General features: G+C 61.4%; 12 protein-coding genes. All 12 read right to left on the minus strand.

Features of this window, described 5'->3' with window-relative positions; translation table 11 throughout:
- Nucleotides 1-29: 29 nt before the first annotated feature.
- Nucleotides 30-713: a 16S rRNA (guanine(527)-N(7))-methyltransferase RsmG gene (gene rsmG / locus FVF58_RS11435; RefSeq protein WP_149670012.1), complete on the minus strand. Its 684-nt coding sequence runs from the start codon at nucleotides 711-713 to the stop codon at nucleotides 30-32.
- On the minus strand, nucleotides 710-2,668 hold the full coding sequence (gene mnmG, locus FVF58_RS11440; protein ID WP_149670013.1) for a tRNA uridine-5-carboxymethylaminomethyl(34) synthesis enzyme MnmG: 1,959 nt from the start codon (nucleotides 2,666-2,668) through the stop codon (nucleotides 710-712). The genes rsmG and mnmG overlap by 4 nt, the downstream gene beginning before the upstream one ends.
- Before the next feature lie 175 nt (nucleotides 2,669-2,843).
- Nucleotides 2,844-3,596 carry an ABC transporter ATP-binding protein gene (locus FVF58_RS11445; protein WP_188130791.1) on the minus strand — a complete coding sequence of 251 codons (753 nt, stop codon included), beginning with the start codon at nucleotides 3,594-3,596 and terminating at the stop codon, nucleotides 2,844-2,846.
- Between the two features lie 11 nt (nucleotides 3,597-3,607).
- Nucleotides 3,608-5,392: a branched-chain amino acid ABC transporter ATP-binding protein/permease gene (locus FVF58_RS11450; protein WP_149670015.1), complete on the minus strand. Its 1,785-nt coding sequence runs from the start codon at nucleotides 5,390-5,392 to the stop codon at nucleotides 3,608-3,610.
- 4 nt (nucleotides 5,393-5,396) lie between these two features.
- Entirely contained in the window at nucleotides 5,397-6,452 is a 1,056-nt protein-coding gene (locus FVF58_RS11455) for a branched-chain amino acid ABC transporter permease (protein WP_149670016.1), read from the minus strand.
- A 207-nt stretch (nucleotides 6,453-6,659) separates the two neighbouring features.
- Nucleotides 6,660-7,820 (minus strand): ABC transporter substrate-binding protein, encoded by a 1,161-nt coding sequence (locus FVF58_RS11460; RefSeq protein WP_149670017.1) that lies wholly within the window; start codon nucleotides 7,818-7,820, stop codon nucleotides 6,660-6,662.
- Nucleotides 7,821-8,234: 414 nt separating this feature from the next.
- Entirely contained in the window at nucleotides 8,235-9,401 is a 1,167-nt protein-coding gene (locus FVF58_RS11465) for an ABC transporter substrate-binding protein (protein ID WP_149670018.1), read from the minus strand.
- A 533-nt stretch (nucleotides 9,402-9,934) separates the two neighbouring features.
- On the minus strand, nucleotides 9,935-10,906 hold the full coding sequence (locus tag FVF58_RS11470; protein WP_188130792.1) for a branched-chain amino acid ABC transporter permease: 972 nt from the start codon (nucleotides 10,904-10,906) through the stop codon (nucleotides 9,935-9,937).
- On the minus strand, nucleotides 10,906-11,790 hold the full coding sequence (locus FVF58_RS11475) for a branched-chain amino acid ABC transporter permease (protein WP_149670020.1): 885 nt from the start codon (nucleotides 11,788-11,790) through the stop codon (nucleotides 10,906-10,908). Before FVF58_RS11475 ends, FVF58_RS11470 begins: the two co-directional genes overlap by 1 nt.
- A 204-nt stretch (nucleotides 11,791-11,994) precedes the next feature.
- Nucleotides 11,995-13,209 (minus strand): ABC transporter substrate-binding protein, encoded by a 1,215-nt coding sequence (locus FVF58_RS11480; protein WP_149670021.1) that lies wholly within the window; start codon nucleotides 13,207-13,209, stop codon nucleotides 11,995-11,997.
- A 53-nt stretch (nucleotides 13,210-13,262) separates the two neighbouring features.
- A complete protein-coding gene (locus tag FVF58_RS11485; RefSeq protein ID WP_149670022.1) occupies nucleotides 13,263-14,021 on the minus strand; it encodes an ABC transporter ATP-binding protein in 759 nt (252 codons plus the stop codon).
- A complete protein-coding gene (locus FVF58_RS11490; protein WP_149670023.1) occupies nucleotides 14,018-14,797 on the minus strand; it encodes an ABC transporter ATP-binding protein in 780 nt (259 codons plus the stop codon). Before FVF58_RS11490 ends, FVF58_RS11485 begins: the two co-directional genes overlap by 4 nt.
- Nucleotides 14,798-14,819: the final 22 nt, after the last annotated feature.

Raw genomic sequence — 14,819 nt, forward strand, 5'->3', positions numbered from 1 at the left:
CGGTGGTGCACGAGGCTAGCGCGCCGGCCTCAGTTGTCGGCGCGCACCACCACCTTGATCAAATGACGCTCGGCCTCGAGCGACGGCACGTTCAGCCGGATGATCTGTTCCACGTGGGCGCCTGCCGGCAAGCGTTCGATTTCGCCGTCCGGACGCACGCCCTTCATCGCCCAGATCGCCCCCTGCTCCGCAACCAGATGACGGGCCAGTGTAACGAAATCCGCGAGTTCTGCGAATGCGCGCGACACAATTACGTCGAACTTTGCCGGTACTTCGGCGCCCGGCCGCAAAGTTTCGACGCGGCCTGTCACAACCGCCAGATTCGCCAGGCCCAGTTCGGCCTTCGCCTGAGCCTGGAAAGCCGTCTTCTTATGAACGATGTCGTTCACGGTGACTGTCCAGTCGGGCAAAACGATCGCCAGTACGATCCCCGGCAAGCCGCCGCCCGAACCCACGTCGAGGACCGACGACGGTCCACGGGGTGCGAGATGCGGCACGATCGAAAGCGAATCGAGGATGTGCTGGACTAGCATCTGCCGCGGGTCGCGGATTGCAGTCAGGTTGTAGACGGCGTTCCACTTTGCCAGCAGCGCGACGTAGTCGAGCAACTGGCCCTGCTGGGCGTCGCTCAATTCGAGACCGAGTTCACGGACACCGCTCGCCAGCAGGGGTGCCAACGTCTGATGAGCGCTTCCCTTCTGGCTCACCGTCATTGCGTCACCGGCGTCGTATCGGTGCCGGGTTCGGCGGGTTTCGTCGAACGACGGCCCAAGCCGCGCTTCAGATGAACCATCAGCAAGGAAATCGCCGCCGGGGTAATGCCGGAGATGCGCGATGCCTGACCAATCGTCTCAGGCCGGAATTGCGTCAGCTTCTGACGCGCTTCGAACGAGAGGCCTCGGACTTCCGCGTAGTCCAATCCCTCGGGCAGACGTGTGCTTTCTTGGGCCTCATTTCGTTCGATCTCACCGGCCTGCCGGTCGATATAACCCTGATACTTGATGCCGATCTCGATCTGTTCCTTGATCTGCGCGAGCAACACGTCGTCTTCAGCAAGGATTTCAGGCGCACCACATGCACCGGCACGCAAGCCGCACACGCCGTCATAGCTGACGCCCGGGCGACGAAGCAGATCCGCCAGGCTGTATTCGTGGTCGATCGGCTTGCCGAGCAAAGCCGTCGCTTCGTCAGCAGGTAACGTCTTAGGATTGACCCAGGTTGTGCGGAGGCGTTCTGTTTCACGTGAAACAGCGTCGCGCTTGCGGCTAAAAGCATCCCAACGGACATCGTCGACCACGCCAAGCTCGCGGCCTATCTCGGTCAGACGCATATCGGCATTATCTTCGCGCAGGCTCAGGCGATATTCCGCCCGGCTCGTAAACATCCGATACGGCTCGGATACGCCTCGTGTGACCAGATCGTCGACCAGCACACCAAGATAAGCCTGATCGCGACGCGGGCACCACGCTTCCTTGCCCTGCACGTACAGGCCTGCATTGATGCCCGCCAGCAGGCCTTGCGCGGCCGCCTCTTCGTAGCCCGTCGTGCCGTTGATCTGCCCGGCAAAGAACAGCCCGTTGATCACCTTGGTTTCCAGCGAAGCCTTCAGCCCGCGCGGGTCGAAATAGTCGTATTCGATCGCGTAGCCCGGCCGCAGAATGTGCGCGTGTTCCAGACCGCGCATCGAACGCACCAGTTCGAGCTGTACATCGAACGGCAGACTCGTGGAGATGCCATTCGGGTAGAACTCGTTAGTCGTCAGCCCTTCCGGTTCCAGGAAGATTTGATGCGATTCCTTCGACGCAAAACGGTGGATCTTGTCCTCGATCGACGGGCAATAGCGCGGCCCCACCCCTTCGATCACGCCGGTATACATCGGCGACCGATCAAGGCCCCCGCGGATGATGTCGTGGGTGCGCCCGTTCGTATGCGTGACCCAGCACGGCACTTGCCGCGGATGCTGGTCGGTCCGCCCAAGGAATGAGAACACGGGCACCGGATCGAGATCGCCTGGCTGCTCTTCGAGCTGCGAGAAGTCGATCGTGCGACCGTCGATACGCGGCGGCGTACCCGTCTTGAGCCGGCCTTGCGGCAGCTTCAATTCTTTCAGGCGGGCGGACAGCGAAACCGCCGCCGGATCGCCTGCGCGACCGCCGGTGTAGTTGTTCAAGCCCACATGAATCTTGCCGTCGAGGAATGTCCCCGCCGTCAGCACCACAGCGCGCGCACTAAACCGAATTCCTACTTGCGTTACCGCCCCGACAACACGGTCGCCTTCCACCATCAGATCGTCGACGGCTTGCTGGAACAGCCACAAATTCGGCTGATTCTCCAGCCGATGCCGGATCGCCTGTTTGTACAACAGACGATCGGCCTGAGCGCGTGTCGCCCGCACGGCGGGCCCCTTCGACGAATTGAGGATACGAAACTGAATGCCGCCCTCGTCTGTCGCGGCCGCCATCGCGCCGCCAAGCGCGTCGACTTCCTTGACCAGATGGCCTTTGCCAATACCGCCAATCGACGGATTGCAGCTCATCTGGCCGAGGGTTTCGATGTTATGAGTCAGCAGGAGCGTCGTATTGCCCATGCGCGCCGAAGCCAGCGCGGCTTCCGTGCCGGCATGACCACCGCCAACGACAATTACGTCAAATTCTGTGGGAAAAAGCATCGCGCATCTCACGCCAGATCGTCGCGTGAGCCTTTCAGAGGAAAATGTATGGGCGAATTATAACGGGTTCGGTTTAGGCCCGAATTTCGTCCGGTTGGCTGACTCATAAAAAAAGCGGTGTGTTTCACGTGAAACACACCGCTTCGAACTGCAGCAGTCAGCGAAAAGTCGGCGCCTAAGCCACCTTCTTGGCCAGCCCCAGATACGTCTCGATCACGCGAGGATTCTGCGCCAGATCAGTTGCCGGCCCTTCCAGCACCAGTTCCCCAGTTTCGAGCACATAGCCATAATCTGAAATCTGCAACGCAGCGCGCGCATTCTGCTCGATCAACAGTGTCGCCACCCCGGTCTGCCGCAGCGCGCTAATGATGTGGAAAATTTCTTTTACGATCAGCGGTGCGAGGCCCAAACTCGGCTCGTCCAGCATCAGTAGATCCGGCTTGCCCATCAACGCACGCCCTACCGCGAGCATCTGCCGCTCACCGCCGGACAAAGTGCCAGCAGCCTGTTTGCGACGCTCCTTCAGTCGCGGAAACAACGTGAAGACTGGTTCGAGTTGGTCGAGAAAATTGCGCTCCCCGGCGCGCTTGCGTCGATAAGCCCCGAGAACAAGGTTGTCCTCAACCGTCATCGACGCAAACAGCTCGCGCTTTTCGGGCACCAGGCACATGCCACGCGCGACCCGCTTCTCGACCGGCACCGCGCTGACATCTTCGCCCTGATAGACCACCCCACCCTTCGCGTGCCCCGTGTTCGGCAATGCGCCCATGATCGCGTTCAACAACGTGGACTTGCCCGCGCCGTTCGGCCCGATCACCGAAACGATCTGCCCCGCCCGCACCTTGATCGCCGCGCCGTGCAGCGCTTCGACCTTGCCGTACCGGACCGACAAACTGTCCACTTCGAGAATCGGTGCAGCAACATTCATTGTGTTCTCCATCACTCCACCCCGCCCAGATACGCTTCGAGCACCGCCGGATCTTGCTGAACGTCCAGCGGCAAGCCTTCCGCAATCCGTGTTCCAAACTCCATGACCACCAGACGGTCGGTGAGATTCATCACGAAATCCATGTCGTGTTCGACCAGCAGCACGCTCATGCCTTCGGCCTTCAGACGGCGCAGCAGGTCGGCGAGTTGCAGCTTTTCCTGGTAGCGCAAACCGGCTGCCGGTTCGTCGAGCAGCAATAGCGTCGGATCACAGCACAACGCCCGAGCGATTTCGAGAATCCGCTGCTGGCCCAACGCCAGACTCCCCGCCTCGTCGTACATATGCTGTTCGAGCCCGACACGGCGAATCTGTCGAGCCGCTTCTGCCATCAGACGCGCTTCCTCCGCGCTATTCAGGCGCGCGACACTGCGCCAGACGCCCGCATGTCCGCGCAGATGCGCGCCGATCGCCACGTTCTCCAACACTGTCATCCCCGGCAGCAGTTTGACGTGCTGGAAGGTCCGGCCGATCCCGCGCTTGACGATTTCACGTGAACTCAGCGAATCGATCCGCTCGCCGCGGAACGTGATCTCGCCGCTGGTCGCCTGCAATACACCGGTGACAAGATTAAACGTGGTCGACTTGCCGGCGCCGTTGGGTCCGATCAATCCGATGATTTGTCCCGCTTTCACCTCGAAGCTGACATCGTTCACCGCGACCAACCCGCCGAACTGCTTGCGTGCTTTGTTCACGGTCAGAAGATCTTCGCCGGCTTGCGGCTTGCTGCGCTGCGGCAACGGCTCCGCATGATCGGCCAGATGAGCGCGCGGCCCACGCGGGAAAAAGCGCGCGACGAACGGCCAAACCCCTTGCCGAGCGTATTGCAGCAGCAACACCATCAAGATCCCGAATACGATCACTTCGAAGTTGCCGTTCTCGCCCAGCAGCTTCGGCAGCAGCGTTTGCAGATAGTCCTGCAGCAGCGTCAGAATCGCCGCACCGAGCACCGCGCCCCAGACATGCGACACGCCCCCCACCACCGCCATGAACAGAAACTCGATGCCGTGATTCAGGCCGAACGGCGTCGGATTCACCGCGCGTTGCAGATGGGCGTACAGGAACCCTGAGATCGACGCCAGCACCGCCGCATAGACAAAGATGACGACGCGCATCCACGCGGTATTCACGCCCATCGCCTCCGCCATCATGCCGCCGCCGCGCAGCGCCCGAATCGCGCGACCCGGCCGACTATTAAGCAGATTTTGAACAGAAATCACCGCTCCGAGCACGACTAGCCAGATCAGGTAGTAAATATGACGACCCGACTCCAGGTTGATGCCGAAAACATTCAGCACCGGAATCCCATTGATGCCGTCGTACTTGCCGAGCATTTCAAGATTGCCGAACAGGTAGAACAGCGCGAGCCCCCACGCGATCGTGCCGAGTGGCAGAAAGTGCCCCGACAGACGCATCGTCACGAGGCCCAGCATCAGCGCGATCAACGCCGTCACGACGACACCCGCGATCAGCGCGAGCCACGGCGAGACGCCGTACTTGGTCGTCAGATACGCGGTCGCGTACGCGCCGATGCCGACGAACGCCGCCTGACCGAAACTCGTCATCCCGCCGATGCCGGTCAGCAGCACGAGGCCGATCGCGACGATCGAATACAGGCCGATGTAGTTGAGCAGCGTGACCCAGTACTCGGGCACGTGGATCGGCTGCGGCAACACCGGCAGCGCGAACAGCACCACGAGGAACAACCAGAAGAACTTGTTTTGCATGATCCGTTTCATCGTGTCACTCCTCTTCCTCTTCGGCGTGCGGGCTGGCAAGACTTCGCCAGAGCAGCACCGGGATGATGAGCGTGAACACGATCACTTCTTTGTATGCGCTCGCCCAGAACGACGAATACGACTCCAGCAGCCCGACCAGGATCGAGCCCGCAGCCGCCAGCGGATAGCTGACGAGCCCGCCGATAATCGCCCCCACGAAGCCCTTCAGACCGATCAGGAAGCCCGAGTCGTAGTAGATGGTGGTCAGGGGTGCGACGAGGATGCCGCACAGCGCACCGAGCCCCGCAGCCAGCGTGAACGCGAGGCGCCCCGCCTGGGTTGTGCCGATGCCGACGAGCCGCGCGCCGAGCCGGTTCACCGAGGTCGCGCGCAAGGCCTTGCCCGAGATCGAGCGGTCGAAGTACAGATACAGCGCGCCGATCAACACGACCGCGGTGCCGACCACCCACAGGCTTTGCCCGGAGATCGACAGGCTGCCAAGGTTGAACGTCGCATCTGAGAACGCGGTCGTGCGTGAGCCTTCGGCGCCGAACATAACGAGCCCCAGCCCGACCATCGCGAAGTGCACCGCCACCGCCACGATCAAGAGCAGCAGCGTGGTCGCCTCTGCGATCGGCTCATACGCAAGCCGGTAGACGAACGGTCCCATCGGAATCACGATCAGAAGCGTCAGCGCGATTTGCGCGACCATCGGCAGCGGTTGTAGGAACACGCCCCGCGTGAGCGCGTAAACCGCGATCGGAAACAGCAGGTATTTCCCCACCAGCATGACGAGCGTACGCGCCGCGTGTCGCCGCCGTTCAGGATGCCGCACCAGCCCCGCCCCTTCCACGACGAAGCACGCCGCTCCCATCGCCATCAGCAGCCAGCAGGTGGCCGGAAATTTCTGTGTCTGCAGTGCGGCGAGCGTCAACGCGCCGTACGAAACAAACTCCCCCTGCGGGATGAAGATCACCCGCGTCACGGAGAACACCAGCACTAGCGCGAGCGCGAGCAGCGCGTAGATCGCGCCGGTGGTGATGCCGTCCTGCGCGAGGATCGCCGCAATTGATAGATCCATACTTCCTCGTCCTGAAGCGTCGAAATCGAAAACCGGGAAACGGTCGTGGCGGCGGAATTCGCGGCCGTCCACCGACCTGCAATGCCTGAAAAGGCGACCGCCGCGCCGGAACACGGCGCGGCGGTCGTTGCCATTGTCATCAAACAGAATGGCAATGCGGCGTCATGCGCCGCGGATTGCGCGAGAGGCGCGTATCGCTTTTTATCTTTAGTCGTTCTGCAGCTTCCACTTACCGTCGACGATCTGCACGATCACGCGTGCGCGCTTGTCGAGGCCGTTGTGGTCGGTCGCGGTGGTGTTCATGATGCCGTGCGACACCGGCAGTTCCTTGATGCTTTCGAGCGCGCCGCGCAGTGCCACGCGGAATGCCTCGGTGCCCGGCTGAGCGGTCTTCAGAGCGACCGGAATCGCGGTTTGCAGCATCTGGCCGGCATCCCACGCGTGACCGCCGAAGGTCGCCACCGAACCCGCGCCATACGCCTTCTCATACGCCGCCTTGTACGCTTCCGACGACTTCTTCACCGGATTCGATTCGGGCAATTGGTCCGCGACAAGGATCGGACCAGCCGGCAGGAATTCGCCTTCGCAATCCTTGCCGCACACACGCAGGAAGTCGTTATTCGCGACGCCATGCGTCTGATAGACCTTGCCCTTGTAGCCGCGCTCCTTGAGCGTCTTGGCCGGCAGCGCCGACGGCGTGCCCGCGCCCGCGATCAGCACCGCGTCGGGGTTCGCGCCCATCGTCTTGAGCACCTGGCCGGTCACCGAGGCGTCGGTGCGGTTAAAGCGTTCGCTCGAAACGATCTTCAGATTGTGCGCGGCGGCCGCGGCGGTGAAGACGTTGTTCCAGCCGTCGCCGTACGCATCCGCGAAGCCGATGAAGCCAACCGTTTTCACGCCGTGATGCGCCATGTAGTCGGCGATCGCGTCAGCCATCAGGCTGTCGTTCTGCGGCGGTTTGAAGGCCCATGCGCGCTTGCCGTCCATCGGAGAGATGATTGCGGCCGATGCCGCCAGCGAGATCACCGGCGTCTTGCCTTCGGCGGCGGCGTCGAGCATCGCGAGCGAATTCGGCGTGACGGTTGAACCGATGATCGCGTCGACGTGGTCTTCGTCGATCAGCTTGCGCGTGTTTTGCACTGCCTTGCCGGTATCCGATGCGTCGTCGAGCACGATGTACTGCACGGTCTTGCCGCCGATCTCTTTCGGCAGCAGTGCAATCGTGTTCTTCTCAGGAATCCCGAGCGATGCAGCGGGTCCCGTCGTCGACAACGTCACGCCGATTTTCACCTGCGCGAACGCCGCGCCCGCACCGCACATCAACGCCATTGCGATGCCGGTGCGTACCCATTGCCTAGTGTTCTTCATTGCGAGTCTCCAAACGCTTTGAAACGCGTATCTATGATCCGGCTTACGGGCCGGGTGTCCGAATCTAGTTATAAGGGTTCAGGCATGCCAAGCATGGTTTTCCCTGCTCGACGCAAAGACCTTCGCCGTTTTGTTGGATGCCACTCCCCTGCTCACCACTTCTGCAACTGCTGCGATTTCCCACGACGAGTGGCATGAGTGGCCCTACTTCGCCGCTGCAAACTCAGGCCAGCAAACCACTAACATGTTAGTAGTATTGCGTTTTGCATCATTGACGGTCAATAGACCGCAAATCAAATGCGGGTTTGTCCTGAAGCGACGAAACCACACTTTTTCACGTGATGCGGGCAATAAAAAAGACGCGTCAACTGCACGCGTCTTTTTCGATGAGGTCCCGTATCGCTTCGCCTTCGCTCAGTCGCCGGACAGCTTCCACTTGCCGCCGATGATCTCCACCATCACGCGCGCCCGCTGGTCGAGGCCAGCATGGTCGTTCGCGCTCATGTTGAAGATGCCGTGCGACGCGGGCATGTCTTTAGTGTTTTCCAATGCTGCACGCAGCGCGTCACGGAACGCGGGTGTGCCCGGCTGGCCCTTCTTCAGCGCGAGCGGAATCGCGCGTTGCAACAGCAAGCCGGCGTCCCATGCGTGACCGCCGAAGGTCGACACCGAGCCCGCGCCGTACGCGGTTTCGTACGCATGCTTGTACGCGAGCGCGGTCTTCTTCACCGGATTCGAATCGGGCAGTTGATCGGCAACCAGCAGCGGGCCAGCCGGCAAATAAGTGCCTTCGCAATCCTTGCCGCACACGCGCAGGAAGTCGTTATTCGCGACGCCGTGCGTCTGATAGTACTTGCCCTTGAAGCCACGCTCCTTGAGCGTTTTCTGCGGCAACGCGGCCGGCGTGCCCGCACCCGCGATCAGCACCGCATCCGGGTTCTGCGACATCATCTTCAGCACCTGGCCCGTGACCGATGCGTCGTTGCGCGCGAAGCGTTCGTTCGCGACGATCTTGATCTTCGCGAGATCGGCGGCCTTGCCGAATTCCTTGAACCAGCTCTCGCCGTATGCGTCCGAAAAGCCGATGAACGCGACCGTCTTCACGCCATGATTGGCCATGTGCTGTGCGATCGCGGTGGCCATCAGGATGTCGTTTTGCGGCGTCTTGAAGACCCATGCGCGCTTCGCGTCCATCGGCTCGACGATGCTCGCCGCGGCAGCCATCGAGATCATCGGCGTGGTGCTTTCGGCGGCGACGTCGATCATAGCGAGCGAGTTCGGCACCACGGTCGAGCCGATCAACGCGTCAACGTGGTCTTCGCTAGTGAGCTTGCGGACGTTCTTGACCGCCTGGGTCGAGTCGGTGGCATCGTCGAGCACGATATAGTCGATTTTCTGGCCCGCCACTTCTTTAGGCAGCAGCGCGATCGTGTTCTTTTCCGGAATGCCAAGCGATGCGGCCGGCCCCGTTGCCGACACCGTGACGCCGATTTTCACGTCCGCGAATGCATGACCGCTCCATGTTGCGGATACTCCGGTGGCGACCAGTGCCGCGCTAATCCAACGCAATGCCGACTTCATCCCGCTCCTCTATCTACCCCGTTATTCAATTGAATTTAAATCCGCGGATTTAAATACCAACCCAGTGGTCGGTGAATAAAGAGTTTAGCGGACGAAAGCCCCGCGCCGCAAGCAATTTGCAGGGTTGAGCCGAGCCGGATCGTGAGCGGTCCGTGAATAAAAAAAAGCGGCCGAATTAGCGAAAGGAGGGATTGACGCTTTATGAAAGTACAAATAAAAAGCGCTGTTGGATATCAATCCAACAGCGCTTTCGTCTGGGCACTGAGTGCCTCATTGTCTCCTCGTTCTCCACCTGCAAAATTCGTGGTGCATCAGAACTGCATGAAGATTAAACGAGCACCCCCCTGACTACAACTAGCAATTACCCTAGTGGTGCAGTGCGACACCGAAATGGGGCGCGTTCTGGACGCTTTTACCGGCGGCTGTTGCTACGTCCCGGATGCCGTCATTCACTTGAGCAGCCGCCTTCAAAATGCTGCGAATTATATCGGACGCCGAATCAATTATGCAGATCATTGCGCGTCGCCAAGGGGTCAAGCCCGCAGCGGCCGCACCCGCGCGACGATCTCGCCGACGATGCCGCGCCGGAACGCCAGCACGCAAGCAATGAAGATCACGCCCGTCACGATCGTCACCGACTCGCCCAGCGAGCGAAACCAGTCGATGCCTGTCGTCGCCGCGAGCGCCCCGCCGATATCGCCGAGCCGGTCTTCCAGCGCGACGATCAACGCAGCGCCCAGCAAAGGTCCGAACAGCGTGCCCATGCCGCCGACGAGCGTCATCAGGATCACCAGACCGGACATGGTCCAGTACGCGTCGCCCAACGTCTCGAAGCCCTGCACCAGCACCTTGAGCGAGCCCGCGAGCCCGGCAAGTCCCGCCGACAGAATGAATGCGAGCAGTTTGAAGCGATCCGTGTCGTAGCCAAGCGATACCGCACGCGGCTCGTTTTCCTTGATCGCAACCAGCACCTGCCCGAACGGCGAATGCACGATCCGCACGATCAGCAGGAACGCCAACACCATCACTGCCAGCACGACAAAGTACAACGCCACATCCGACGACAGATCCAGCAACCCGAACAGCTTGCCGCGCGGCACGCCTTGCAGGCCGTCCTCACCGTGCGTGAACGGCGCCTGCAGGAACACGAAGTAGACCATTTGCGCGAGCGCCAGCGTCACCATCGCGAAGTAGATCCCCTGGCGGCGAATCGCGAAGAACCCGACGACCAGCCCCAGCAAGGTTGCCACCGCGGTGCCGGCAATCACGCCGAGTTCCGGCGAAAAGCCAAGCGTCTGGATCGCATAGCCGGTGACATAGCCGGCCGATGCGAGGAACATCGCGTGACCGAACGACAGCAAGCCGGTATAGCCGATCAACAGATTGAATGCCGCCGCGAACAGCGCGAAGCACAGCACCTTCATCACGAAGAGCGGATAGATACCGAGCACGGGCACCGCAATGAGCGCGATCAGCAGCAGACCGTAGAGCACTTTTCTCTGCATCATTTTTCCTTGCCGAAGAGACCTGCCGGCCGCACCAGCAACACGAGCGCCATGATCACGAAGACGACGGTCGCCGAAGCTTCCGGATAAAACACGCGTGTCAGCCCTTCGATTACGCCGAGCATGAGGCCGGTGAGAATCGAGCCCATGATCGAACCCATCCCGCCGATCACGACCACCGCGAACACGGTGATGATCATCGGCTGGCCCATCAGCGGCGAGACCTGAATGACCGGTGCGGCCAGCACGCCGGCAAACGCCGCCAGGGCGACGCCGAAGCCGTAGGTCAGCGTGATCATCAGCGGCACGTTGACGCCGAACGCTTCGACCAGTTTCGGATTCTCGGTGCCCGCGCGCAGATAAGCGCCGAGGCGCGTCTTCTCGATCACGAACCACGTCGCGAAGCACACCACCAGCGATGCGACGACCACCCAGGCGCGATAATTCGGCAGGAACATGAAGCCCAGATTGGTCGCGCCGGACAGCGCCGACGGCACGTCATACGGCTGGCCGGACGAACCGTAGATCGAGCGGAACACGCCTTCGACGACGAGCGTCAGCCCGAAGGTCAGCAGCAGCCCATACAGGTGATCGAGCTTGTACAGCCAGCGCAGCATCGAGCGTTCGATCGCGATGCCGAACAGCCCCACGATCAGCGGCGCCAATACCAGCATCACCCAATATGGCAGGCCGAAATACGACAGCCCCATCCACGCGAGCATTGCACCGAGCATGAACAACGCGCCGTGCGCGAAGTTGATCACGTTGAGCAAGCCGAAGATCACCGCCAGCCCGAGACTCAGAATCGCGTAGAACGAGCCGTTCACGAGCCCCAGCAGCAGCTGGCTCAGCATTGCCGGAAGCGGAACGCCAAAGATATCCATTGAAGCCCTTAACCCCTGAAGCCATTGCCAAGGTGAGATCGTTCACGCACGACCCGGCCGGCGCGCGACAGGCAGCAACGACGCCCTTCGCGCGCGGCATCTGAAAACGTTTGCCGTCCGCCTGCCGGCCGGCGCCGCACAATTGCCAACCTGTGCGGCGACGCATCGACAGCCAGACGCCCTCGAGAAACCCTCAACCCGCGCTTATTTCCACAGTGCGCAACGCGTTTCCGCCTTGGTCGTGAACGCCTGCTCGCCCGGGATCGTCGCCGTGATCTTGTAGTAGTCCCACGGCTCTTTGGATTCGGCCGGTGTCTTCACCTGCATCAGATACATGTCGTGGATCATGCTGCCGTCCTGACGGATGTAGCCCTTCGCATAGAAGTCGTCGATCTTGGTCTTCTTCAGCTGCGCCATCACCTTGTCGGCGTCGGTCGAGCCGACCGCCTGCACGGCTTTCAGGTAGTTCATGGTCGCCGAATAGTCCGCGGCTTGCAGGCTCGACGGCATCTTCTTGGTCTTTTCGAAATAGCGCTGCGCCCATTTGCGCGTGTCGGCGTCCTTGTTCCAGTACCAGCTGTCCGTCAACACGAGGCCTTGCGTGGTCTCCAGACCCAGGCTGTGGATATCGTTGATGAACACCAGCAGCGCGGCAATCTTCATCGTCTTGTTGATGCCGAATTCCTTGGCGGCCTTGATCGAGTTGATCGTGTCGCCGCCGGCGTTGGCGAGGCCCAGAATCTGCGCCTTCGACGACTGCGCCTGCAGCAGGAACGACGAGAAGTCGGACGCGGATAGCGGATGACGCACCACGCCCAGCACCTGGCCACCGTTCGCTTTCACCACGTCCGAGGTGTTCTTTTCGAGCGCCTTGCCGAACGCATAGTCAGCCGTCAGGAAGTACCACGTCTTGCCGCCCTGCTTGGTCACCGCCGAACCGGTGCCTTTGGCGAGCGCGGTCGTGTCGTACGCATAGTGGATCGTGTACGGGGTGCACTGCTCATTGGTCAGCGTGTCCGCGCCTGCGCCGATGCTGATGTAGACCTTGTGCTTTTCGCCCGCCACCGTATTCATCGCCAAACCCGTCGCCGAGTTCGTGCCGCCGACCAGCATGTCGACGCCGTCACGGTCGAACCATTCGCGTGCGCGCGACGCCGCGATGTCCGCCTTGTTCTGGTGATCCGCGTAGACCAGCGTGACCGGCTTACCGTTGACCTTGCCGCCGAAATCGGCGATCGCCATGCGGATCGCTTCGAGGCCGCCCGGGCCGTCGATATCCGCATACAGCCCCGAAAGATCGGTGATGAAGCCGATCTTCACCGCATCGTCGGCCGCTTGCGCGCTGCCCATCGTGATCGCGGCCCCCGCCGCAACCGCGAAACAAAGTGAGGCAAGCCGCGCGAGTGGGTTCTTTTTCATTCGTGTCTCCTGGTTTCTTCGCTTGTGATTATCAGAGGCAATCGGGCGCGGGTTTAGACGCCCAGTAAGTCGTGCAGGACCGGCATCTTGGCTTCGAGTTCGTTCGCCTCGAAGTGCTCGACGATCGTGCCGTGCTCCATGACGTAGAAGCGGTCGGCAAGCGGCGCGGCAAAGCGGAAATTCTGTTCGACCATCACGACCGTGTAGCCGCGGGCCTTCAGCGTGATGATCATGCGGGCGAGCGCCTGCACGATCACCGGCGCCAGTCCTTCCGAGATTTCGTCGAGCAGCAGCAAGCTCGCGCCGGTGCGCAGAATCCGCGCGACCGCCAGCATCTGCTGCTCGCCGCCCGAGAGCCGCGTGCCTTGACTCGCGCGGCGCTCTTGCAGATTCGGAAACATCGAATAGATTTCCTCGAGCGACATCATGTGCGCCTTGTCGCCGATGGGCGGCGGCAGCAGCAGATTTTCCTCACACGAGAGGCTCGAAAAAATTCCGCGCTCTTCCGGGCAATAACCGATGCCGCAATGCGCGATGCGATGCGTGGGCAGGTTGATCGTTTCGCGTCCGCCGATGCGGATCGAGCCGGTGCGCCGCCCCGTCAGGCCCATGATCGCGCGCAGCGTGGTGGTACGCCCCGCGCCGTTGCGGCCGAGCAGCGTGACCACTTCGCCGCGGTTCACGGTCAGATCGACGCCATGCAGAATGTGGGATTCCCCGTACCAGGCCTGCAGGCCCGCGATCTCCAGCGCGGGTGCGCCGCCGCTCGTACCGCTCACTTCGAGGCCTTCGCCCTCGACAATCGTATTCATGCGTGGGCTCCGGCGAGCGCTGCGTCGGCGCTGCCCATGTAGGCTTGCATCACGAGGGGATTCTTCGACACTTCGGCGTAGCTGCCTTCGGCGAGCACTTCGCCTCGTTGCAGCACGGTGATCGTGTCGGAGATGCCCGCGATCACGTTCATGTTGTGCTCGACCATCAGAATCGTGCGACCGCTCGATACTTTTTTGATCAGCGCCGTCACGCGGTCGACGTCTTCGTGGCCCATGCCTTGCGTCGGCTCGTCGAGCAGCATCAGCTCCGGTTCCATCGCGAGCGTGGTAGCAATTTCAAGCGCGCGTTTGCGGCCATATGAAAGTTCGACCGTCAGCACATCCGCGAAATCGGTCAATCCGACCTGGGTGAGCAGGTCCATTGCGCGGTCGTCGAGTTGGCGCAGCGTGCGCTCGCTCTTCCAGAAGTGAAACGCGGTGCCGAGCGAACGTTGCAAGCCGATGCGCACGTTCTGCAATGCTGTCAGATGCGGAAATACAGCGGAGATCTGAAACGAACGGATGATGCCGCGACGCGCAATCTGCGCCGGCCGTTCGTTCGTGATGTCGACGCCGTTGAACACGATCTGACCCGCAGTCGGTTCGAGAAACTTGGTGAGCAGATTGAAGCAGGTGGTCTTGCCTGCCCCATTGGGCCCGATCAGCGCGTGGATCGAGCCACGGCGCACGCGCAGGTTCACACCGCTCACGGCGATGAAGCCTTTGAACTCACGGGTCAGTCCGCGCGTTTCGAGAATCGTATCGCCGAGAATCATGTTCCCTTCCATACGGAGTAAG

The sequence above is a fragment of the Paraburkholderia panacisoli genome (assembly GCF_008369935.1).
Lineage (GTDB): Bacteria > Pseudomonadota > Gammaproteobacteria > Burkholderiales > Burkholderiaceae > Paraburkholderia > Paraburkholderia panacisoli.